The following is a 22,650-nucleotide window of genomic DNA, read 5'->3' on the forward strand; positions in this document are numbered from 1 at the left end:
CAGGCAGCGTGGTCGCGCGGTCGCGGCCGCAACCCTTTCGCGGCGCTCGGCCAGGACCTGCTGGCGGACGCATGAGAGCACTCTCACCGGGACGTCATCCTGTGCTCATCCCCCGGTAGTTGACTCGTTCCACAGCCGTCATCCCGACGGCTGGGACGAGGAGGACGACCATGAGCAGGGACACCGTGCCACCGCCGGTCGCCCATCCCACGTCCGGTCCCGCCCAGGATGCCGCACCGGCCCCGGTCGCCCATCCCGCGTCCGGTCCCGTCCGGCACGCCGTGGCCGAGCCGGTCCGGGTGGTCTTCTACTCCCACGACTCCCAGGGCCTGGGCCACTTCCGGCGCAACCGGGCGCTGGCCCATGCGCTCGCGGGCGGACTGCCCGGACTCACCGGTCGGCAGGTCACCGGCCTGCTCGTCAACGGCGTGGCCGGCACATCGGGCGCCTCGGTCCCCGACGGTTTCGACGTCGTCACGCTCCCAGCGGTCGGCAAGAGCGGCACCGGCTACGGACCGCGCAACCTCGGCATCGGGATGGCCGCCGTCACCGGGCTGCGCAGCGAGATCGTCCGCGCCACCCTCAACGCCTTCGCGCCGGACCTCGTCGTCGTCGACCGGCACGCGCTGGGCGTCGACGGCGAGCTGGCCCCCGCCCTCGCCGAGCTGCGCGCCACCCGAGCCGGCGCCCGCACCGTCCTGGGTCTGCGCGAGGTCCTCGACGACCCGTCGGCCGTCGCGGCCGAGTGGTCGCGCACCCCCGCGTCCGTCGTGCGGGAGCTCTTCGACGAGATCTGGGTGTATGGCGATCCTCGCGTCCACGACCTCCGCACCACCGGGGAGCTCCCCGAGGCGCTCCACGACCTGGCCCGCTACCAGGGCTACCTGTCCCACGGCCGCGCCGAGGACCCCGACGACCTGCACCCCGAACGGCCCTACCTCATCACCACGGCCGGCGGCGGGAGCGACGGGGTGGCGCTGTGCCTGGCCGCCGCGGCCGCACCGGTCCCCGCCGGCCACCGCCACGTCGTGGTCACCGGGCCGCAGATGGCCGACGCCGACCACCGCAGCGTAGAGCTGGCGGCCGGGCCCCGCACCAGGGTCGTCCGCTCGGTGCCCGACGCCGGCGGCCTGATCCGTCAAGCCGTCGCCGCCGTCTCGATGGCCGGGTACAACACCGTCGCCGAGTCGATGGCCACCGACGTCCCCGCGCTGCTCGTGCCCCGCGAGTGGCCCCGCCGGGAGCAGCTGATCCGCGCCGAGGGGCTGGCCGAGGCGGGTGCCGCCGACGTGCTGCGCCAGCGCGACCTGTCCCCCGCCCGCATCGGCGACTGGTGGGCCGGTGCCGTCGACCGTCGGGTCGACCGAAGCCACCTCGACCTCGCCGGCCTGTCCGCCGTGGTGCGGTCCACGGTCCGGCTGACCTGCGACGGGGCGGCGACCTCCACCGCCACCTCCGCCCGGGTCGACCACCTGGCCGACGCGACCGCATACCCGATCCCTGCCGCCCGATCCGAGGAGCTGCGCCATGCAGGCTGAACCGACCACCCTCGCACCCGTGACCGCCCCCGCGGCACCCCCGCGGCGCACGGCCTACGTGCTCAAGGTCTACCCCCGGTTCTCCGAGACCTTCGTCGTCACCGAGATCCTGGCCCGCGAGGCGGCGGGGGAGGAGCTGGCGATCTACGCGCTGCGGCCCACGAGCGACGCGCGCTTCCACCCACAGCTGGCGCAGGTCCGCGCGCCGGTGACCCACCTGCCGCGGCCGCACAAGCTGGCCACCGAGTGGGAGGTCCTCGCGCGGGCGCAGGCCGAGCTGCCCGGGTTCGGCGAGCGGTTCGGGGCCCTCATGCCGCTGCTCGTGCGGCTCGACCCCTCGGTCGTCACCCAGGGCGTCGACCTCGCGCTGCGGCTGCGGGCCGACGGGATCACGCACGTGCACGTGCACTTCGCGTCGATGGCCTCGTGGGCGACCGCGATCGCCGCGGCGCTGACCAGCATCCCCTACACCGTGACCACGCACGCCAAGGACCTCTTCCACGACAGCGTCGACCGGGTCGTGCTGCGCGAGGTGCTGCGACGGGCGAGCCGGGTGGTGGCGATCAGCGACTACAACCGGCGCTTCCTCCTCGCGCTCGACCCGACGCTGGCCGACACGGTCGTGCTGGTGCGCAACGGGCTGGAGCTGTCGAGGTTCGGCTACCGGGACCCGCAGATGCCGCGGAACCGGCTTCGGGTGCTGGCCGTGGGGCGGCTGGTGGAGAAGAAGGGGTTCACCCACCTCGTCGAGGCCGCGCGGCTGCTGGCGGGGGGTGGCCACGCCGGGGACGGGCCAGCCGGGGACAGGCCAGCCGGGGACGGGCCAGCCGGGGACGGGCCAGCCGGGGACGGGTCGGCGGCGGCAACGCCCGGCTCTGACCGGACCCCCGACCGCACCCCCGGGCGACTGTCGCTCGAGGTCCGGATCGTCGGCGACGGCGAGCTCGGGCCGGACCTCGCCGCCCAGGTCGAGGCCGCCGGGCTGGGCGGGACCGTCACCCTCCTCGGGCCGCGCAGCCAGGCCGAGCTCGTCGAGGAGCTCGCCGCGGCCGACGTCCTCGTGGCGCCCTGCATCGTCGGCGCGGACGGCAACGCGGACGGCCTGCCCACCGTGCTCCTCGAGGCGATGGCCAGCGGCGTCCCGTGCATCGCGACCGACGTGACCGGCATCTCGGAGGCGGTCCATCCCGGCGGCGAGCACGGCCCGGCGACCGGCATCCTCCTGGGCGCCGACCCGTCCGACCTCGCGGAGCGGCTCGCCGGTGGGCTCGCCGAGGTCGCGGACCCGACGTGGCCCCGGGTGGAGGTGGCCCGGGCCGCCCGGGCGCTGGTGGAGGCGGAGTTCGACACCGCCCGCCAGAGCCGTCGCCTGGCTGCGCTAGAGGGTATGCCGCGCGCCGGCTCCGGTGACGGTGAAGCCTTCGGCGTCGCCGCAGAGGACCCCGCACGGGCCGCCACCTCCGAAGCGTCCGCCGGGGACGGCACCGACGAGGAGCCGACGGGTGCCGTCCCGACGATGGCCGGTGCGCGATGAGCCTCACCGTCGCCTACGTCTGCGCCGACCCCGGCATCCCGGTCTTCGGGACCAAGGGGGCGAGCGTGCACATCCAGGAGCTCGTCCGGGCGTGGCGGGCACGGGGCGCCTCCGTCGAGGTGTACGCCGTACGCCGCGGTGACGACGTCCCCGCCGACCTGGCCGACCTGCCGGTGCACGTCGTGCCGGTCGCCAAGGTCCCCCGGGAGGGTTCGTCGCGCGACCAGGTCGTCGAACGCGAGTCGGCCCAGCAGAAGGCCGCCGCGCAGATCGCCCGGATGGTCCTCGAGCGGGGGCCCGACGTCGTGCACGAGCGGTACTCCTTGTTCTCGACCGTCCTGGTCGACGTGCGGGCCGGTCTGGCGGCGCGCGGTGCCGAGGTGGCCACGGTCCTGGAGGTCAACGCCCCGCTGATCGACGAGCAGCGCACCCACCGGGTCCTGGTCGACGAGACGGGTTCCCGCCGTGCGCTGGCCGACCAGCTGGCCGCCGCCGACGTCGTGGCCTGCGTCTCCGAACCCGTCGCCGACTGGGTGCGGGGCCAGATGGTCGAGCGTCTAGCGGTCCGTGACGACCACCGTGCACAGCAGTCGTGTCACATCGGTCGCCAGGACGACCACGGTGACACGACAGCGATGCACGGCGGTGGTGCTGAACCGGCGGACGCCTCTGTCCCCGCACCCGTGGACGCCTGTCCAGGGTGGGATTGGACGCAGGAGGGTCCGGTGGTCGTGGTCACGCCCAACGGCGTCAACACCGACCGGATCCGCCCGACCACCCCCGACCTGTCGGACGATCCTGTCGTCGTGTTCGTCGGCACCCTCAAGCCGTGGCACGGGGTCGAGGACCTGCTCCGCGCAGCGGCCCTGGCCCACCGGCCCTGGCGGCTGCGGATCGTCGGCGACGGGCCGCAGCGCCAGGTCGTCGAGGAGCTCGCCGCCACCTGCGGCCGGCCGGTCGAGCTCATGGGAGCCGTGGCGCCGGAGCAGGTCCCGGCCACCCTGGAGGGGGCTCTCGTGGCGGTCGCGCCCTACCCGGAGTCGGGAGACCACTACTTCTCGCCGCTCAAGGTCTACGAGTACGCCGCGGCCGCACTGCCCGTCGTCGCCTCCCGCATCGGCCAGATCCCTGCGGTGGTGCAGGACGGGCGCACCGGCGTCCTCGTCTCGCCGTCCGACCCCGCGGCCCTGGCGGCCGCGATCGACGCCCTCGTCGCGGACCCCGCCCGGGCGCAGCAGATGGGCCGGGCCGGCCGCGAGGCCATGGTGGCCTCCCACTCCTGGCACGCGGTCCTCGAGGCGACGCTCGCCCCGCTCGCCGGGTCGCCCACCGACCCTCGCCCGGTTCCCGTCCCGTCCACGGGCGCGCCCGGTGGCGCGACCGCATACCCCGTCCTCGCCGGAGGTGCCCGTGGCCTCGCGTGACACCGTCGACCCGTCCGCGCTGCGGCGCACCCTGGGCCTGCTGCGCCCGCACCTGCCCGGGCAGCGGCTGCTGCTCGCCGGGGGCGGCGGGCTGCTGCTGCTCGAGGTCGGCTTCCGCATCCTCGAGCCGTGGCCCACCAAGCTGGTCGTCGACGCGGTGACCCGCAGCCTGGGCGCCGACCTGGGCGAGGCCGGCCCGACCGCGGGCGTGCAGCTCCTGCTCGCCTGTGCGCTCGCGACGGTCTCGATCATCGGCCTGCGAGCGGTGTGCAACTTCGGCGCGACCGTGGCGTTCGCGCTGGGCGGGTCGCGGATCGCGACGGCGCTGCGCGCTCAGGCGTTCGACCACGTGCAGTCGCTCAGCCGCAGCTTCCACGGGACTGCGCGGTCCGGCGACACCGTCCAGCGGCTCGTGGCCGACGTCGGCCGGCTGCAGGAGGTCGCCGTCTCGGCGGGAATGCCGCTGCTCGTCAACGTCATCACGCTCGTCGCGATGCTGGGCGTCATCACCTGGCTCGACCCGGTCATCGCCCTCGTCGTGCTCGTGGCCGTGCTGCTGTTCGCGCTGTCCTCGCCGCGCAGCAGCAGCCGGATCACGCAGGCCTCGCGCAAGACCCGCCGCAGCGAGGGGGACCTGGCCAACATCGCCCAGGAGACGCTCTCCGGGATGACGCACGTGCACGCGTACGGGATGGAGGACGACCGCGCGCAGCACTTCCGGGGGTCCAACTCGCGCGCGCTCAAGGACGGCGTGCAGGCCAAGCGGCTGGCGGCCGGGCTCGAGCGGCGCACCGACGTCCTGGTGGGCGTCGCGACGGCGGCCGTGCTGTTCATCGGCGGGCTGCGCGTCGTCCAGGGCGCGATGACCCCCGGCGACCTGGTCATCGTGCTGACCTACCTCAAGACGGCGATGAAGCCGCTGCGGGACATGGCCAAGTACACCGGCCGCATCGCCCGCGCGACCGCCTCCGGCGAGCGGGTCGCCGACCTGCTCGACGTCGTCCCGGACATCACCTCCCCGGCCGAGCCGACCCCGCTGCCGCGCACCGTCCGCGGTGAGCTGGAGTGGCGCGACGTCGACCTGTCCTTCGTGCCCGAGGTTCCCGTGCTGCGGGGCTTCTCCCTCCACGTCCCCGCAGGTCAGCAGGTCGCGCTCGTCGGTCCGTCCGGCTCCGGCAAGTCGACGCTCGTCGCCCTCGCGCTCCGCCTCGTCGACCCCGACCGGGGCAGCGTGCGGCTCGACGGCATCGACCTGCGGCGCCTCGACGTCACCGGGCTGCGGGCGCAGACCGCGCTCGTGCAGCAGGACGCGGTGCTGTTCACCGGAACGGTCGAGGACAACATCCGCCACGGCCGCCCCGGGGCGAGCGACGTCGAGGTCGCGCGCGCCGCGCGGCTGGCGGGGGTGGACGAGTTCACCGACGCCCTCCCGGAGGGTATGCAGTCGCTCGTCACCGAGCGCGGCGGCAGCCTCTCGGGCGGTCAGCGGCAGCGGATCTCGCTGGCCCGCGCGTTCCTGCGGGACGCGCCGGTGCTGCTGCTGGACGAGCCGACGACCGGGCTGGACCCCGAGAACGTCGAGCTGGTCAGCCGGGCCATCGAGGAGCTGTCCCGCGGCCGGACCTGCCTGGTCGTCACGCACGACGCCCAGACCGCCCGCCGGGCCGACCGGGTCGTCGTGGTCGAGGGCGGCCGGGTGACCTGGGACGGGTCGCCGCAGGACGCGCCGCTGGAGCGGGTGCTCGAGGAGGAGACGACCGCTGCCGGTCCGCACGATCAGCACGCCCTGCGGAGCGTCTCGTGAGCCTGGCGGACGCGGGGCTGTCCCTGCTGCTGGACCCGGACCGCCTGACCGCCCTCGTGGGCCGGCCGGTCCGTGCCACCCACCTGCGGCCCAAGCCAGGCGTCAGCACGACGGCGGCCCTGGTCGACGGGGAGGGACGGCCCTGGGGCTGGATCCGCACGCTGACCGGCGACGCCCGGGCCAAGGCGGACAAGGCCCGGGCGGTGGCCGAGGAGGTCGGGCTGGCCGACCGCCTGGGTGAGGCCGAGCTCACCGGTCGCGACACCGTGGTCCAGTGGGGTCCGGTCGCGACCGACCTGCGGCTGGCCCGGGAGCTGGTGGGCGTGGCGGCCGCGATGGGAGAGGTCCGGGGCGGGGTGGGACCGAGCGAGCCGCCGGGGTCCCGCGGCAGCAGGCCGCCCGTGGTCCTGCCGGTGCCCGGGGTCCACGGGAGCGCCGAGGACCTGGTCGGGCGGTCCACGATCCTTCGCTACAACCCGCTGCGCCGTCTCGTCCTGCGCCACGACGACCTCGTGCTGAGGGTGACGGCGGACCGGCACCGTCGTCGCCTGGAACGCACGACCCGCCCGCTCGTCGCGGAGGGGATCCCTTTGGTCGGCCCCTGGCGCTCCCCGGCCGACCCGGTGAGCGACGGCCCTCCGCACACGGCCTCCTCGTCCCGCAACCGCTCCCACCCGGCCGCCTCCTCCCGCACCTCCGTGTGGCCCTGGGTCCCCGGAAAGGATGCCTCCGGGAGCACCGACCCCGACGTCCTGCGGGCGGTGGGTGAGGCCCTCGGCCGGCTGCACCGGGCGGACCCGGCCGGCACGTCGGACCGGCCCGACCTGCCGCGGCGGGGTTGGTCCGAGCTGCGCGCCGCCGCCGCCGACTCGGTCGCGCTGCTGGAGCAGGTCGCCCCTGGGGCAGCCTCCGCCGCGGCCCGTGCCCTGGCGCTGCTGCCCGAGGAGAACCCGGGTCCGCACGTCCCCCTCGTCCTGGTCCACGGCGACTTCTCGCTCGACCAGTGCCTCGTCCTGGTGGGTCGGCACGCCACCGACGAGCCGCCCATCGGTCACCGCCCCACCCACCGGCCAGCTGTCCGGCTCACCGACCTGGACCGGGCGGCGCTGTCGGTCCCCGTCCTCGACCACGCCGTGCTCCTGGCCACCGCGCTCGCAGATGACGACCCGGTGCTGGCCGTTCCGGAGGCGCTGGCGGCGCTCGCCGACGGGTACGCCACGACGACCGGGGCCCCCCTCGTCGTCCCCGGACCCTGGGTCGCGGCGGCCCTGCTCGCCCGCGTGGCCGAGCCCTGGCGCGCCCAGCGCCCCGGCTGGCACGCCGAGACCGCCCGCCGCAGCCTCCTGGCCGCACGGCTCGTCCCCGAGCAGGACGCCTGGCCGCGCGCGACGCGGGCCCCGGCCCCTTCCGACGCGGGGAGTCCTGTCGCCAGCCCCGCCACGGTTCTCACCACCTCGACGCCCGTCGACGCCGCACCCTCGACGCCCGTCGAGCCCGCAGCTGCGGGCCGGGGTGCCGACGCACGGCACCGGATCGGCGTCGACCGCGCCTGGCCGGGCCGGGTCCGGAACGGGTTCCGCGAGACCACCGTGGAGGGCCGGGACCACCTCGGCCGGGTGCGGGCCGGGACCGTGGGGCGCGACGGCATACCTCGGTTCCTGCCGCCCGCGGAGGACCCCCGCCTGCCCGCGCTCGCCCGCGTCGCCGACGGCGAGGTCGTCGTGCACCGGGCCGGGCGGCGCGCGGTGGTGCGCACGGGGGAGGGGTACGTCAAGGTGCTCCGCCCCGGTCGCGCCCCCGCGGTCGCCGAGGCCGGGCGGGTCGGTGCCGGGTTCGCGCGGGCCGCCGGGCTGGCCGCGCCGGCCGTCCTGGCAGCCGACGACGACACGGTGACCTTCGCGCGGTTGCCGGGCCGGTCGGTGCACGAGCTGTCCGGCTCCCCGCAGTGGACGCAGGTATGGCGCGACTGGGCGCGGGCGTGGACGCGTCTGCAGGAGCTGGACGGGCTGGTCGCCGACCTCCCTCGGCACACGGCGGCGGACGAGGCCGAGGTCGTGCTGACCTGGGTCGACCGCGCGCAGGAGGCGGGTCTGCTGGGCGGCCGGTGGGTCGAGCGGGGCCGGTGGGTCGCCGACCGGCTGCGATCGGCAGGACCCCCCGCCAGGCTCGTGCCCACCCACCGGGACCTGCACGACAAGCAGCTGCTGTGGGACGGACCGGCGCGCGGCGGTCCACGGCTGGGTGTGCTCGACCTGGACACCGTCTGCCTGGCCGACCCGGTCCTGGACCCGGTCAACCTGGCCGTGCACGCCGACCTGCGCCGGGCGCAGGGGCTCTGGGCGCCGGCGTCGTCGGAGGTCGTCGTCGGAGCCGTCGGTGAGGTCCTGGGAGAGCTCGGCCACGACGGGGTCGCAGCCAGCCGGAGGGCCGAGCTGGCGACCGTGGTGCGGCTGGTGTGCGTGTACGCGTTCCGGCCGCGGTGGCGCGGCACCGTCGACCGGTGGGCCGAGGAGCGGTGGGCCCGGGCGCTCGATGAGACCTTTCTCATCGACGTCTCACCCCCCTCTCCTGCGGACCGTGCATCCTGGGTGTCATGAAGGTCCTCGCGTCGGCGCTCGCGCTGCTGCTCGTCGGTCTGACGGGGGTGTGGCTGTGGTACGACGCCACGGCCGAGGCGGGTCAGGACCGGGCCGGCGTGGTCATCACCGGTGCCGTCGACCCGGCCACCGCCCGCGAGCTGGCGGAGGCGGCCGGGCTGGACGGCCCGCCCGTCGCCCCGGAGGTCGACGGTGCGAGCACCGCGGGCGGGGCTGACGGCGCCGTCCGGCGTGACCCGGCCCGGGCCGACCGCGCGGTCGACGTGCTCACGGACGCCTCCGCCGAGCTGCGCGAGCGGTGGCAGGAGACGGTCGAGGCCGCCGAGCGGGCGGCCCAGGAGGAGGCCGACGCAGCGCAGGAGCGGGAGGAGGCCGAGCGGGAGGCCGAGGAGCGCGCCGCCGAGGAACGGCGGGAGGCCGAGGAGCGTGCCGCCGAGGAGGAGCGTCGCGCCGCCGAGCAGCCAGCGCCCATCCCCGTCCAGCCCGCGCCCGTGGCTCCCGGCGCGGACGAGGACGACTGGGACGACGACGACGACGACGACGATGATGACGACGACGACGACGATGACGACGACGACTGACGCCCGCCCCCTCCTCCACGGCTGATCCCCTGCTCGCCCGGTTACCGTGACCCGGTGACCACCCCCGACCGCCGCACGCTCCTGACGGAGACCGTGCTCGTCCTCGGTGTCAGCCTGGGCGCCTCGGCGGTCTGGTCGCTGCTGTCGCTGGTGCGCAAGCTCACCGCCGAGGTTCCGCTGTCGGCGCAGACCACGTCGATGAACACCAGCCGCGCCCCCGACCGGCCCTGGCTGGACCTGGCCTACCAGCTGGCCGAGATCACCCTGGCCCTGGTCCCCGTGCTCCTGGCGCTGCACCTGCTGGCGCGCGACCGCGGCCCGGACGTCGCGGTGGGCCACGGCCCGGGCGACGCGGTGGGCCACGGCCCGGGCGACGCGGTGGGCCACGGCCCGGGCGACGCGCGCGACCGCGGCCCGGGCGGCACCCCCGTCTCCCCCTCCCGCCTCATGGGCCTGGACCTGGCCCGGCCGGCCCGGGACCTGCTGCACGGGACCGCCCTGGCCGCCGCGATCGGCATACCCGGTCTTGGTCTGTATCTCGGGGCGCGGGCGCTCGACCTCAGCACGACGATCGCGCCCGCCAACCTCCCGTCCGTGTGGTGGGCGGTGCCGGTGCTGATCCTGGCGTCGGTGCAGAACGCGCTGCTGGAGGAGGTCGTCATGGTCGGCTACCTCTTCCGCCGGTGGTCGCAGGCCGGCTGGTCGACGGCGGCGATCATCGTGACCTCGGCGCTGGTCCGCGGGGCCTACCACGCCTACCAGGGCTTCGGCGGGTTCGTGGGCAACGTGGCGATGGGGCTGCTGCTCGGCTGGGTGTACACGCGCACCCGCCGGGTCATGCCCCTCGTCGTGGCGCACACCCTCCTCGACGTCGTGGCCTTCGTGGGGTATGCCGTGCTCGCCGACCGCGTCGGGTGGCTGTGACGGGCCTCGCCGCTAGGGTGGGCGTATGACCAACGTCGCAGTCGTGCACCGACCCGCCGAGTCCCGCTGGGAGGCCATGAGCGGGGAGGACGTGGTGGGCCACCTGTCCTACGACACGATCGGCAACACCGTCGACCTGCACCACACGGTCGTGGACCCGGCCCACCGCAACAAGGGTGTCGCCGCCGCGCTCGTCGAGGAGGCCGTGCGGGAGATCCGGGCCGAGAAGATGAGCGTGCGGCCGACCTGCTCCTACGTGCGGGCCTGGATGGACCAGCACCCCGAGCACCAGGACCTGCTCGAGCCGAGCCTGCTGCCCGAGGACCAGGACGTGGCGGCCGACGAGGACTCGTCCGGGGACCAGCGTAAGGCGGGCGAGGGCGCGTCCGGCGGGCGCTCCCCGTCCGACCCGGCGCCGTGAGCGACGGGCCGGTCCAGCAGGTGCCGATCCGGGACGGGTCGATCCGTCTCGGACAGCTGCTCAAGCTGGGCAACCTTGTCCAGGACGGGGCGATGGCGCGGATGGTCGTGGAGAACGGCGAGGTCACCGTGGACGGTGAGACCGTGATGCGTCGCGGGACCCAGATCCGCCCGGGCCAGGTCGTCGAGTACGCCGGCCAGGCGATCACCCCCACCCACGGGTGAGCGGGCGGCGGGTCCGGCGGCATACCCGCGGCACCCCCTCCGCGCGTTCGCACCCTCCGGAGGCACCTGCGATCATCGGGTGATGCACACCCCTCCTGTCGCACTGACCATCGCAGGGTCGGAGGCCACCGGCGGCGCCGGCGCCCAGGTCGACCTCAAGACCTTCCAGCAGCACGGCGTCTTCGGCTGCATGGCCCTGACCTGCATCGTCTCCTTCGACCCGCAGGACGACTGGAACCACCGGTTCGTCCCGGTCGAGCCTCAGGTCATCGCCGACCAGCTGGAGGTCATCACGACCGCCTACCCCCCGGAGCAGCTGCGCGTGGCCAAGATCGGCATGCTCGGCACGCCCGCCACCATCGGCACGGTCGCCGAGGCCCTGCAGCAGCGGCGGTTCGACCACGTCGTCCTCGACCCGGTGCTCATCTGCAAGGGGCAGGAGCCGGGCGCCGCGCTCGACACGGACGAGGCGCTCAAGGCCCAGGTCCTGCCGCTGGCCACGTTCGTCACCCCCAACCACTTCGAGACCCTGTCCCTGTCCGGCATGGAGTCGATCGAGACCGTGGAGGAGCTCACCGAGGCGGCGCGCCGGATCCACGAGGGCTCCGGCGCGGTGGTGCTGGCCAAGGGCGGGGTGCACCTGCCGGGCGACGACGCGGTCGACGTCTACGTCGACGCCGAGCGGGTCGAGGTCCTGTCCGCGCCCAAGCTGGGCGACGGCGCGCAGGTCGCCGGGGCGGGCTGCACGCTCGCCGCCGCCGTGGCCGCCCGCCTCGCGCTCGGCGACGAGCCCTTCGGCGCCGCGAGGGCCGCCAAGGAGTTCGTCACCCGGGGGATCGAGGCGCGGCTGACGAGCGCGGCGCCCTTCGACGTGGTCTGGCAGGGCGCCTGAGGTGACCCTCTCGCCGAGCGGTGCGAACGCCGTCGTGACCGGGCACCCCGGTCGCGCGTGGTCGATCATGCTGGTCGGCGGGGTCCTCGGCTGGATCTCCGGTCAGTCCTGGAGCGTGGAGCGGGGTTTCGGGGAGTTCTTCTCCCTGCTCATGGCGTTCGGCACGCTCGCGGTCATCGCCGCCCCGGCCCAGCTCATCGCCGGCCGGGCGGCGCGGCCGGTCTGGATGGCGGTCGTGGGGGCGGTGGGGATCACCGTGCCGTGGTTCTTCGACCTGGCCATCGAGCTGGGCGGCGACGGCGTGTGGCTGCCGACCCTGTTCGTGCTCGTCGTCGGGTTCACCGTCACCTACGTGGTGGCCACGCTGACCCGGGTCGCGATGTTCCGGTTCGAGGACCTGTAGGTCAGGTCCGCACCGGGGCCTCCCGATCGCCCCGGACCCGGCCCGGCCACGGCCCGGACCCGATCCGGACCCGGTCCAGACCCGGCCCGGGGACCCCGCCGGGCACCCTGGCCGCCGGTCGCTCTGTTCCTCACCCCCGGCTGCGCAACCACTCCCCGGCGATGCCGATCAACCGGTCGTTGGCCTCCCTCTCCCCGACCGAGCAGCGCACGCCCTCGCCGGCGAACGGGCGCACCGTCAGCGCCCGGGCCTGGCATGCCTGGGCGAAGGGCACCGCGTCCTCGCCCAGCGGCAGCCAGACGAAGTTGCCCTGCGCCGCAGGCACGTCCCAGCCCTGCTCGGTCAGCGCGGCGTGCACCCGCTCCCGCTCGGCGACGAGCTCCTCGACCCGCACCATCAGCTCGTCGCGCGCCCGCAGCGAGGCGATCGCGGCCTGCTGGGCCAGGTCGGTGACCCCGAACGGCGTGGCCGCCTTGCGCAGGGCGGTGGCCACGTCCTCCTGCGCCACGGCATACCCCACCCGCAGACCCGCGAGCCCGTAGGCCTTGGAGAAGGTGCGCAGCACGACCACGTTGGGGTGCTCGCGGTAGAACGCCAGCGCGTCCGGGACCGTCTCGTCGGTGGTGAACTCCAGGTAGGCCTCGTCGATCACGACCACGACGTCCCGGGGCACCTTCGCCACGAACGCCCGCAGCTCCTCCTCGGTGACGGCCGGACCGGTCGGGTTGTTGGGCGTGCAGACCAGGACCAGCCGGGTCCGCTCGGTGACCGCCGCGGCCATGGCGTCGAGGTCGTGCCGGGCCTCGGCCGTCAACGGCACCTGCACCGAGCTGGCGCCGGAGAGGGCCACGACGATCGGGTAGGCCTCGAACGAGCGCCACGCGTAGACGACCTCGTCGCCGGGCTCGCAGGTGATCTGGACCAGCTGGGCCAGCACCGCCACGCTGCCGGTGCCGGTCGCCAGGTGCTCCGCCGGCACCCCCAGGTGCTCCGAGAGCGCCCGCGTGAGCTCCACGACGCCCATGTCGGGGTAGCGGTTGATGCTCCGCGCCGCGTCGGCCACGGCCTGCACCACCGAGGGCAGCGGCGGGAACGGGTTCTCGTTGGAGGAGATCTTGTAGGCCGTCATCCCCTCCACCGGCGCCGGCGGGCGGCCGGGGGAGTAGGCGGGCACCTTCGCCAGGGCCTCGCGCAGGCGGACGGGGACGGGCCGGTCGGCGGACTGCTCGGACGTCATGGCCGCAGCCTAGTGAGCCGGACCGACGGAGGGGACGGGACCCGGACGACGGAGGGAACGGAACCCCGACCGACGGAGGGCGGGACCCCGGACGGACGACTGGGGCCGAGGCCCCGCCGCTGGACGGACGGGACGGGGGACGACCGACGGGCTGTCGGACCCGCGTGCCACGATGGACCCATGAGCATCCTCATGCAGATCGTCGCCAACGGCGTCGCCCTCTGGGTGGCCTCCCTCCTGCTGGACGGGATCGAGTTCGGCGGCAGCGGCACCCAGAAGCTGATCACCATCATCGGCGTGGCCGTCGTCTTCGGGCTCGTCAACGCCCTGGTCAAGCCGTTGCTGAAGCTCATCTCGCTGCCCCTGGTCATCCTGACGCTCGGCCTGTTCCTCATCGTCATCAACGCCCTGATGCTGCTGCTGACCTCCTGGCTCTCCGGCGTCATCGGGCTCGACTTCAGCGTCCAGTCCTTCTTCTGGGACGCCGTGCTCGGCGGCATCATCGTCGGTGCCGTGGCCACGGTCGTCGACATGCTCCTGCCCGACGGGAAGGACTGAGATGGCCGGCGGGTCGACCGCGTCCGCCGGCGGGTCCCGGCGCGAGCCGGTCCGGCACGAGATCAGCACGGCCGACGGGCCGCTGCCCGCACTCCTCTGGCTGCCCGAGGGTGCCTCGGCGGACGCCCCGGTCCCCGGGCTGGTCCTGGTGCAGGAGATCTTCGGGCTCAGCGACTACATCCGCTCCCGCGGCGCGGACCTCGCCGACCAGGGGTATGCCGTGCTCGCGCCCCAGGTCTTCGCCCGCCTCGCCCCGCCCGTCGAGGCGGTGGAGGACGACGACCCGGACGTGCTCGGCACGGCGATGGGCCTCGTCGGGCAGGTCGACTGGGAGCTGGCGGTCCGGGACGTCCTGGGAGCCCGGGACGCGCTCGTCGCGATGCCCGAGGTCGAGGACCTGTCGGTGGGTCTGGTCGGCTTCTGCTTCGGCGGCGGCCTGGCCTTCGACGTGGCCGCCCGGGCAGCCCAGGCCGGCGCGCCGGTCGCGGCGCTCGTCAGCTTCTACGGATCGGCGCTGCCCGGGCTGCTGGCACAGGCCGAGCACGTCACCTGCCCCAGCCTGCACGTCTTCGGCACGGCCGACAGCTACATCCCCAGCGAGCAGGTCGAGCAGATCCGCGAGGCCGTCACCGCCGGCGGCACCCGGGAGCAGGTGCGCCTCGAGCTGCACGAGGGCGCCGGGCACGCGTTCGACAACCCCAACCCGATGTTCCACCACGAGGAGGCGAGCCGGGCGGCGTGGGCGCAGGCCGAGGAGTTCCTCGCCGAGCACCTCCCGACGGGGCGTTAGGCGGGCGGTGGCGCCAGCGGGAGGGGCGGCGCACCCGTCCGGCACGAGCGGCACCCGTCCGGCACGGGCGGCGGCAGGCGCCTGCGGCACGGGCGGCATACCCCTCCCTCACTGCTTGACGTTCACGTCCGGCAGGCTCCCGCCGGTGCGGTAGCGTGACCCTCCGAACGAAGCCGTCACCGTCACGCCGCGGCAGGCACGCCGCACCGATGGAGGAGTCAGCGTTGAGCGACGAGGAAGTCGCGCGGTCCACCGCGCCCAGCACGCACGAGCCGCCCGAGCGGGACATCACCGACGGTGGTCCGGACATGGTCCAGTTCCTCGCGGCCGACGGCACGCGGGTCGAGCCCAGCGCGGCGAGCGCGCCCTACCTGTCCTTCCTCGAGGACGTCGACGACGAGGCGATGCGCGGGATGTTGCGCGACCTGATCCTCGTGCGCCGCGTGGACGCCGAGGGCTTCGCGCTGCAGCGCCAGGGCGAGCTCGGCCTGTGGCCCAGCCTGCTCGGCCAGGAGGCCGCCCAGGTCGGTGCCGGCCGCGCGATGCGCCCGCAGGACTACGCCTTCCCCGGCTACCGCGAGCACGGCGTGGCCTGGTGCAAGGGCGTCCCGCCGGAGAACCTGCTCGGCCTCTTCCGCGGGGTCAACCACGGCGGCTGGGACAGCAACGAGAACAACTTCCACCTCTACACGATCGTCATCGGCAACCAGATGCTGCACGGCGTCGGCTACGCGATGGGCGTCCAGCTCGACGGTGACGTCGCGACCGGCGACCCCGACCGCGACACCGCCGTGATGGCCTTCACCGGCGACGGCGGCACCGCGCAGGGCGACTTCAACGAGGCGCTCGTCTTCGCCTCCGTCTCCAACGCCCCGGTCGTCTTCTACGTGCAGAACAACCACTGGGCGATCTCCGAACCCAACGAGCGCCAGTTCCGGGTGCCGCCCTACCGCCGGGCCGACGGGTTCGGCTTCCCCGGCGTGCGGGTGGACGGCAACGACGTGCTGGCCTCCTACGCCGTCACGCGCGCCGCGCTGGACCGCGCCCGGTCGGGGGAGGGACCGACGCTGATCGAGGCGTTCACCTACCGGATGGGGGCGCACACCACCTCCGACGACCCCACGAAGTACCGCATCTCCGCGGAGGTCGACATCTGGAAGGCCAAGGACCCGGTCGAGCGGATGAGGAAGTACCTGCTCACAGAGGGGATCGTCGACGATGACTGGCTCACCGGTGTCCAGGAGGAGGCCGACGAGCTGGCCCGCCGCATCCGCACCGCCTGCCAGACGATGCCGGACCCGCCGCACGAGCTGATGTTCCAGCACGTGTACGCCGACGCGCACCAGCTGGTCGAGCGCGAGGCCGCCGAGTTCGCGGCCTACCAGGCCGGCTTCGAGGACTGAGGAGGAGAACGGGATGACGACGACGACCAGCGCCTCCGCGGGCGGGGCGGCCTCCGCGCCCGCCGCACGCCCGGGTGGAACCGCCGCCGGGACGGGGAGCACGGCGCGGCGCACGACGATCGCCAAGGCGCTCAACGCCGGCATGCGTGCCGCGATGGAGCGCGACGACAAGGTCCTGCTCATGGGCGAGGACATCGGCAAGCTCGGCGGCGTCTTCCGGATCACCGAGGGCCTGCAGAAGGACTTCGGCGAGCACCGGGTGCTCGACACCCCGCTGGCCGAGTCGGGGATCATGGGCACGGCCGTGGGCCTGGCGCTGCGCGGCTACCGGCCGGTGGTGGAGATCCAGTTCGACGGGTTCGTCTACCCCGCCTTCGACCAGATCGTCTCCCAGGTCGCCAAGATGCACTACCGCTCCCTCGGGCGGCTGAAGCTGCCGATGGTCATCCGCATCCCCTACGGCGGCGGCATCGGCGCGGTCGAGCACCACAGCGAGTCCAACGAGTCCTACTTCTCGCACACCGCCGGCCTGCGGGTCGTCACCGCGTCCACGACCGAGGACGCCTACTGGATGATCCAGCAGGCGATCGCCAGCGACGACCCCGTCGTCTTCTACGAGCCCAAGCGCCGCTACCACGAGCGCGGGATGCTGGATCTCGGCGACGGCAGCGCGCCCGACCTGGCGGAGGCGCCATACTCCCTGGGCGAGGCGGTCGTGCGCGCCGAGGGGACCGACGTCACCGTGCTGACCTACGGCCCGATGGTCAAGGTCGCGATGGCCGCGGCGCAGGCCGCCGAGCTGGAGGACGGGCCCTCGATCGAGGTGCTCGACCTGCGCTCGCTGTCGCCGATGGACACCGACGCGATCGAGGCGTCGGTGACGAAGACCGGGCGGTGCATCACCCTCTCGGAGGCGCAGACGTTCACCAGCGTCCACGCCGAGATGGCCGCGTGGGTGCAGGAGCACTGCTTCTACTCCCTCGAGGCGCCGGTCCTGCGGGTCGGCGGCTACAACATCCCCTACCCGCCCAGCCGCCACGAGGAGGTCTTCCTCCCCGACCTCGACCGCGTCCTGCACGCCGTCGAGACCGTGCTGTCCTACTAGGACGTATGCCGTTCGCGCGCCCGTCCTCGTCCCTCCGCCCGTCGCGCCGCCGACGCTGATCACGCAAGGAGCTCCTCGTGCCCGAGTTCAAGCTGCCGGACCCCGGTGAGGGTCTGGTCGAGGCCACGATCGTCCAGTGGAAGGTCGCCGTCGGCGACACGGTGAAGACCAACGACATCGTCGTGGAGGTCGAGACCGCCAAGTCGCTCGTCGAGCTGCCCATCCCCTGGGACGGCACCGTGACCGCGATCCTGGCCCCGGAGGGCGAGGAGGTCGAGGTCGGTGCCCCGATCATCACGATCGACACCGGGGACGGTGCGGGAGCCGGGTCGGCGGGGGACGGTGCGGGAGCCGGGTCGGCGGGGGTCGACGACGGCGGTGCGGGAGACACCTCGGCCGAGGACGTGACCGACGCGGCGACCGCCGCCAGTGACGACCTGGTGCCCACGCCGCCGGCCGGTGGCGGGGACGAGGGTGGTTCGGGGTCGGGCGGCTCGGGTGGTCGGGAGGCGATGCTCGTCGGGTACGGCGCGATCGAGACGTCAACCACCCGCCGCCGCCGTCGGGGTGCCGCGGTCACCGAGGAGGCCGCGCAGCAGGCCGGTGCCCCGCGCCGGGCCAAGGCCGCGCCGCCGGTCCGCAAGTACGCCAAGGACAGGGGCGTCGACCTGACCCGGGTCACCTCCAGCCGCGAGGACGGCGTGGTCACCCGCGCCGACGTGGACAGCTTCCTCGCCGGCGACGCCGCCAGCGAGTCGGCCCAGCACGCGGCCGCCCAGCACGCCGTGCCCCCGGCCCAGGGTGCGGCGACGGAGCTGGGCGAGGTCGCCTCGCCGGCGACGGCTGGGGGGGACACCGGGGGCGGCGCCCCCCGGGCGGCATACCAGCGTCCCTCGTTCTCCCGCTCCGGCGAGCGCGAGGAGCGCACCGAGGTCAAGGGCGTGCGCAAGATGATGGCGCAGGCCATGGTCAGCTCGGCTTTCACCGCACCGCACGTCACCGAGTTCGTCACGGTGGACGTGACGAGGATGATGGACCTGGTCGAGCGCCTGAAGAAGGACCGTTCCTACGGCATGACCGACCTCAAGGTCAGCCCGCTGCTGGTGCTGGCCAAGGCCATGTGCCTGGCGGTCCAGCGCAACCCGGGCATGAACGCGGTCTGGGACGAGGACGCGCAGCAGGTCGTGCAGCGCAACTACGTCAACCTCGGGATCGCGGCGGCCACCCCGCGCGGGCTGGTCGTGCCGAACATCAAGGACGCCGACCTGATGGACCTGCGCCAGCTGGCCGTGGCGCTGGGCGACCTCGTCGCGACGGCCAAGGCCGGGCGCACCCAGCCGGCCGACATGTCGGGCGGGACGATCACGATCACCAACGTGGGCGTCTTCGGCGTCGACACCGGGACGCCGATCATCAACCCCGGCGAGTCGGCGATCGTGGCGTTCGGCGCGGTCCGGCGGATGCCGTGGGTCGTGGGTGAGGGCGCGGACGAGCGTATCGAGCCGCGCTGGGTCACCCAGCTGGCCGTGTCGTTCGACCACCGCCTCATCGACGGCGAGCTCGGGTCGAAGTTCCTCGCGGACCTGGCCGCGCTGATGGAGGACCCCGCCCGGGCGCTCGTCTGGGGCTGAGGTCGGCTGGCCAGGTCGGGACACGCCCCGCCCGGACGACCCTGAGGGTTCACGTGAACCCCGTGGGTCGAGCCGGACTGGCGTGTCGCGGCCCGGTCGGACCGATCTGGGGGACGGCGAGGCCCGGCGCACTCCCGACGCCTCCGGGTCGGGCCGATCTGGGGGACGTCGGGGCCCGGCGAGCTCCCGTCACCTACCCGTCTGTGAGGTGACCTGTCCGCCGCGGGCCCGCGGCCGCATACGATCGCGCACATGGCTTCCCGCGCCCGGCTCCAGGACCGGTTGTTCTCGCTGCTCACGACCGTCGCGGCGCTGGTCGTGCTCGTGGTGGGGCTCAGCCGCGGCAACGTGCGCTTCGCGGTCCTGGGGATGCTGTTCTTCCTGGGCTACGGGGTGCTGCACTCGGTCAGCCGCCGGCTGATGCCGGCCGCCCGGCTGCTCGACGGGTCGGAGGCCGACCAGGCCGAGCGGATGGCGCAGTTCCGCGCGACGAGGCTCACCGGGCAGGTGGCGCTGGGCGTGGCGGCCGTCGCGCTGGTGCTCGAGCTGACGATGCAGTGGCCGCAGGCCCTGTGGGTGGCCGGTACGGCGATGCTGGTGGTGGCGGTCTTCGTGGGTGCGCTGTGGTTCTACGGCCGGTCGGCGAGGCGCTGACTCTCCACCGGCACCGGCACCGGCACCGGCACCGGCCGCTGCACCGGCACCGACACCGGCACCGGCACGGCCGCTACACCGCCGCGCCGGACCCCGGAACGACCCGCCACCTCAGCGGTCGACGCCGCGCCCGTCAGGTGCTGCGCCCGTCAGGGTCGCGAGCGTCGTCGGCCACCTGAGTGACCTCCTCCGTCGTGGTCCCCTCGTCGACCGCCCCGCTCCCGGCTCCCACGCTCGGGCCGACCCCGCGCCGTCGCGTCGCCGCGAGGGCCTGCAGCTGGTCGGTCTTGTCACGGGCCGCCTGCTCGCCGGAGTCGATCGCGATCGTGGACCGGTGGAAGTCGCCGATGTCCACACCTGCGATGGGCGGGTCGATGAGCACGTCCGGCCGGTAGAAGCCCAGCCTGGCCGCCGTCAGCTGCGCCTGCATGACGTCGATCGCCCGGAACGCCTCGCGCAGGGTGCCCAGCGCGTGCCGACGCTGGTAGCGGTCCGCCTCGATGTCGGGGGCGGACATCGGCGTCAGCGTCGTGGCGTCGACGGCGACGACCCGGCGGGCGCCCAGGGCCAGCGCCCCGTCGACCGGGATCTGGTTGAGGATGCCGCCGTCGACGAGCAGCGCGTCACCGGCCGGGACGGGCGGGATGACGCCCGGGTAGGCGGTCGTCGCCCGCAGCGCGGTGATGAGGTCGCCCTGGGAGAGGTAGTGCAGGCGCCCCTCCACGATGTCGGTGGTCGCCAGCACGAGCGGCAGCTCGAGCTCCTCGAAGGTGGCAGGCAGGTGGTCCGAGAGCCAGGCGGCGATCCTCTTGCCGCTGAGGAGCCGCCCGCTGATGCGCCAGTCGATCATGGAGGTCCACCGGACCTCTCCCGCGACCCTGGTCATCTCCTCGGCGGTGTACCCGGCCGCGATGAACGCCCCCACCAGCCCGCCCATGCTCGTCCCGGCGACGAGGTCGGGGCGGATGTCCAGCTCCTCGAGCACCCGCATGACACCGATGTGGCACAGCCCCCGTGCGCCTCCGCCACCCAGCGCCAGGCCCAGCGGCGACTCCAGCCGGCGCAGCTCGGCCTGGTGGTCGTGGGGCGCGGGCGCGCCCCGACGGCCACGCTCCCTGCGACCCGGCGGCAGCGGCACGGCTCAGGGGGTGAGGTTGAGGACGTCGAGGACGGCGCGGGCCAGCTCCTCGTCACCCACGACCTGGTAGGCCGTCCCCTCCGAGGGGCAGCGGCCGGCCGCGCGGCGCCCGAGGGCGTGGGTGGACAGGGCGATCGAGGTGGTCCGGTCGGCCGACTCGTCGTCGACGCTGGGGACGTCGTCCTCGTCGCTGGTCTGGCCGGTGAACAGCTCGTGCGCCACGGGGTCGCCGTCGGCGTCGGTGCCGATGCGCACGCCGCCGCGGGCCGTGACCGGTCCGGTGCACTCGAGGATCACGACCGTGCCGGGCTCGGGCCGCACCTTCTCCAGCACGATGGTGGGCAGGGCGTCCAGGACCTGCGAGACGACCTCGCTGGCCCCCGGGGAGTCCAGCGAACCGGGCCGGTCCAGGGCGTCGCGCAGGTCCTGCTCGTGGACCCAGACGTCGAAGATGCGCCGGCGGGTCAGGTCCTCGAAGGTGGCCTGGCGTCCGCGCACCGACCGGACGGGGGTGTCCAGCTCCAGGTCGGGGTCGTACATGCTCGCGGCCCGCACGTCGAGGAGCCCGCGCAGCTCGGCGACCAGCGCCCGCGGGTCCTGGTCGCGGCGGGCGCGCACGCCCTCCTCGACCCAGGCGCCCAGGGAGTTGCGCACGTGCTCGGGCTCGCCCACGCGGACGGGATCGTCGCCGACGCCGGACCAGCCGGCCCCCGGGTGCTCGGAGCCGGACAGGTAGTCCTCGACGTGCACGACGTGGGCCAGGTGGTCGCGGGCGGTCCACCCGGGGCAGGCGGTGGGCAGGTCCCACTCCTGCTCGCGGAGGGAGTCGGCGACGTCGCAGAACGAGCTGAGCGTCTGCCGGTAGGCCTCGACGAGGCCGGAGACGTCGACGGGCGGAGCAGGATGGACGGGCATGTCCCTCAGGCTACGCGCCAGCCCCGACAACGCCCCAGTCGTGCAGGTCGGAACACGCAGGTATGCCGTCGCGCGGCCCGGTCCTCCCCGGCGCCCCGGGACGCGAGGACCCGGGGCCGTGACGTCGTCGGGTCAGGAGGTGCAGGAGGCGAGGAGCTCCTCCTGCGCGGCGGCGGAGTCGGTCGTGTCCACCTCGGGCACGGTGATCTCCGCGTCGGACACGGTCTGGTCCGGGTCGTCGAGGACGGCGTCGCGGACCTGGACGAACGGGGCGTTGACCCGCTCGAGCAGGCCGGCCTGGTCGGCGGAGGCGTCCTCGACGAGGTCGGTGATGCGCTGGCTGAGCAGGCTGACCTCGCCGTAGGAGGCGGGGTCGCTGACCTGCGCGTCGTCGAGCATCGTCCGGTTCTTCTCGGCACGGTCGGCCAGCTGCACGGCCCCGCTCTGGAAGAAGTCGGCGCAGACCTGGTCGTCCATGGGGGCGGCGTCGGCGGTGCCGCCGGCGGTGTCGGTCCCCTCGGCCCCGGCGTCGCCGGTGCTCCCGGTCGTGCCGTCCTCGGTGGTGCTGCTCTCGCTGGCGGCGGGGGTCACGGTCTCGTCCGCGCCGTCGTCGGAGCAGCCCGCCAGCACCAGGCTCAGACCCAGGGTGGCGGTCACGGTGATGCGTCGCATCGTCATGTCATCCTTCGTCTCGTCGTGTCCACGTGCCGCAGGGACGGACGTCGTCGGTGCACCCGTGCCATGCCGGAGGTCACGCTCCGGGCGGCCGACGCCTCCTGGGGACGGAGCGCACGGGGGTCGCGGTACAGGGGCACCCGTGCGCAGTCCGGCACCCGTGTCGCCTGCGACCTCCCATTATGACTCCTCGGTAACACCG

21 protein-coding genes are annotated in these 22,650 nt (G+C 74.4%); 17 read left to right on the forward strand and 4 right to left on the reverse strand.

The genetic code is table 11. The features are described 5' to 3' along the window. The first annotated feature begins 170 nt into the window (after positions 1-170). From ACWHYA_RS06520 to ACWHYA_RS06570, 11 genes are all read left to right on the forward strand, one after another. On the forward strand, positions 171-1,538 hold the full coding sequence (locus tag ACWHYA_RS06520; RefSeq protein ID WP_425942139.1) for a glycosyltransferase family protein: 1,368 nt from the start codon (positions 171-173) through the stop codon (positions 1,536-1,538). Then, positions 1,528-3,072, forward strand: coding sequence for a glycosyltransferase (locus ACWHYA_RS06525; protein WP_425942137.1), 1,545 nt, complete (start codon positions 1,528-1,530; stop codon positions 3,070-3,072). The genes ACWHYA_RS06520 and ACWHYA_RS06525 overlap by 11 nt, the downstream gene beginning before the upstream one ends. Further along, a complete protein-coding gene (locus ACWHYA_RS06530) occupies positions 3,069-4,496 on the forward strand; it encodes a glycosyltransferase family 4 protein (RefSeq protein WP_425942135.1) in 1,428 nt (475 codons plus the stop codon). The genes ACWHYA_RS06525 and ACWHYA_RS06530 overlap by 4 nt, the downstream gene beginning before the upstream one ends. Beyond that, positions 4,483-6,300 (forward strand): ABC transporter ATP-binding protein, encoded by a 1,818-nt coding sequence (locus ACWHYA_RS06535; protein ID WP_425942133.1) that lies wholly within the window; start codon positions 4,483-4,485, stop codon positions 6,298-6,300. The genes ACWHYA_RS06530 and ACWHYA_RS06535 overlap by 14 nt, the downstream gene beginning before the upstream one ends. Next, on the forward strand, positions 6,297-8,897 hold the full coding sequence (locus ACWHYA_RS06540; RefSeq protein WP_425942131.1) for a phosphotransferase: 2,601 nt from the start codon (positions 6,297-6,299) through the stop codon (positions 8,895-8,897). Before ACWHYA_RS06535 ends, ACWHYA_RS06540 begins: the two co-directional genes overlap by 4 nt. Further along, complete coding sequence (locus ACWHYA_RS06545; protein WP_425942129.1) at positions 8,894-9,478, forward strand: hypothetical protein; 585 nt, start codon at positions 8,894-8,896, stop codon at positions 9,476-9,478. Before ACWHYA_RS06540 ends, ACWHYA_RS06545 begins: the two co-directional genes overlap by 4 nt. 54 nt (positions 9,479-9,532) lie before the next feature. Continuing rightward, positions 9,533-10,402 (forward strand): CPBP family intramembrane glutamic endopeptidase, encoded by an 870-nt coding sequence (locus ACWHYA_RS06550; protein WP_425942127.1) that lies wholly within the window; start codon positions 9,533-9,535, stop codon positions 10,400-10,402. 25 nt (positions 10,403-10,427) lie between these two features. Continuing rightward, complete coding sequence (locus ACWHYA_RS06555) at positions 10,428-10,823, forward strand: GNAT family N-acetyltransferase (RefSeq protein WP_425942125.1); 396 nt, start codon at positions 10,428-10,430, stop codon at positions 10,821-10,823. Then, complete coding sequence (locus tag ACWHYA_RS06560; RefSeq protein ID WP_425942123.1) at positions 10,820-11,047, forward strand: RNA-binding S4 domain-containing protein; 228 nt, start codon at positions 10,820-10,822, stop codon at positions 11,045-11,047. Before ACWHYA_RS06555 ends, ACWHYA_RS06560 begins: the two co-directional genes overlap by 4 nt. A gap of 82 nt (positions 11,048-11,129) precedes the next feature. Continuing rightward, entirely contained in the window at positions 11,130-11,939 is an 810-nt protein-coding gene (locus tag ACWHYA_RS06565) for a bifunctional hydroxymethylpyrimidine kinase/phosphomethylpyrimidine kinase (RefSeq protein ID WP_425942121.1), read from the forward strand. 1 nt (position 11,940) lies between these two features. After that, entirely contained in the window at positions 11,941-12,342 is a 402-nt protein-coding gene (locus ACWHYA_RS06570; protein ID WP_425942119.1) for a hypothetical protein, read from the forward strand. Positions 12,343-12,472: 130 nt separating this feature from the next. On the opposite strand, the gene hisC is transcribed toward ACWHYA_RS06570, so the two are convergent. Continuing rightward, positions 12,473-13,579, reverse strand: a complete 1,107-nt coding sequence (gene hisC, locus ACWHYA_RS06575) for a histidinol-phosphate transaminase (RefSeq protein WP_425942117.1) — start codon at positions 13,577-13,579, stop codon at positions 12,473-12,475. A 180-nt stretch (positions 13,580-13,759) separates the two neighbouring features. On the opposite strand from hisC, the gene ACWHYA_RS06580 reads away from it, so the two are divergent. From ACWHYA_RS06580 to ACWHYA_RS06605, 6 genes are all read left to right on the forward strand, one after another. Continuing rightward, complete coding sequence (locus ACWHYA_RS06580; RefSeq protein WP_425942115.1) at positions 13,760-14,137, forward strand: phage holin family protein; 378 nt, start codon at positions 13,760-13,762, stop codon at positions 14,135-14,137. Position 14,138: 1 nt separating this feature from the next. Continuing rightward, positions 14,139-14,927 (forward strand): dienelactone hydrolase family protein, encoded by a 789-nt coding sequence (locus ACWHYA_RS06585; protein ID WP_425942114.1) that lies wholly within the window; start codon positions 14,139-14,141, stop codon positions 14,925-14,927. A 224-nt stretch (positions 14,928-15,151) separates the two neighbouring features. Then, positions 15,152-16,330, forward strand: a complete 1,179-nt coding sequence (gene pdhA / locus ACWHYA_RS06590; protein WP_425942112.1) for a pyruvate dehydrogenase (acetyl-transferring) E1 component subunit alpha — start codon at positions 15,152-15,154, stop codon at positions 16,328-16,330. 13 nt (positions 16,331-16,343) lie between these two features. After that, entirely contained in the window at positions 16,344-17,435 is a 1,092-nt protein-coding gene (locus ACWHYA_RS06595; protein WP_425942110.1) for an alpha-ketoacid dehydrogenase subunit beta, read from the forward strand. 77 nt (positions 17,436-17,512) lie between these two features. Next, the gene (locus ACWHYA_RS06600; protein ID WP_425942108.1) at positions 17,513-19,066 is read left to right on the forward strand and encodes a dihydrolipoamide acetyltransferase family protein; all 1,554 of its coding nucleotides are present in this window, start codon (positions 17,513-17,515) and stop codon (positions 19,064-19,066) included. A gap of 252 nt (positions 19,067-19,318) precedes the next feature. Continuing rightward, positions 19,319-19,720: a hypothetical protein gene (locus tag ACWHYA_RS06605; RefSeq protein ID WP_425942106.1), complete on the forward strand. Its 402-nt coding sequence runs from the start codon at positions 19,319-19,321 to the stop codon at positions 19,718-19,720. A 133-nt stretch (positions 19,721-19,853) separates the two neighbouring features. On the opposite strand, the gene ACWHYA_RS06610 is transcribed toward ACWHYA_RS06605, so the two are convergent. From ACWHYA_RS06610 to ACWHYA_RS06620, 3 genes are all read right to left on the reverse strand, one after another. Next, positions 19,854-20,858: a patatin-like phospholipase family protein gene (locus tag ACWHYA_RS06610; RefSeq protein WP_425942104.1), complete on the reverse strand. Its 1,005-nt coding sequence runs from the start codon at positions 20,856-20,858 to the stop codon at positions 19,854-19,856. Positions 20,859-20,861: 3 nt separating this feature from the next. Beyond that, positions 20,862-21,773, reverse strand: coding sequence for a maleylpyruvate isomerase family mycothiol-dependent enzyme (locus tag ACWHYA_RS06615; protein WP_425942102.1), 912 nt, complete (start codon positions 21,771-21,773; stop codon positions 20,862-20,864). 132 nt (positions 21,774-21,905) lie between these two features. Further along, positions 21,906-22,451: a hypothetical protein gene (locus ACWHYA_RS06620; RefSeq protein ID WP_425942100.1), complete on the reverse strand. Its 546-nt coding sequence runs from the start codon at positions 22,449-22,451 to the stop codon at positions 21,906-21,908. Positions 22,452-22,650: the final 199 nt, after the last annotated feature.

This window comes from Ornithinimicrobium carbonis, assembly GCF_977012275.1.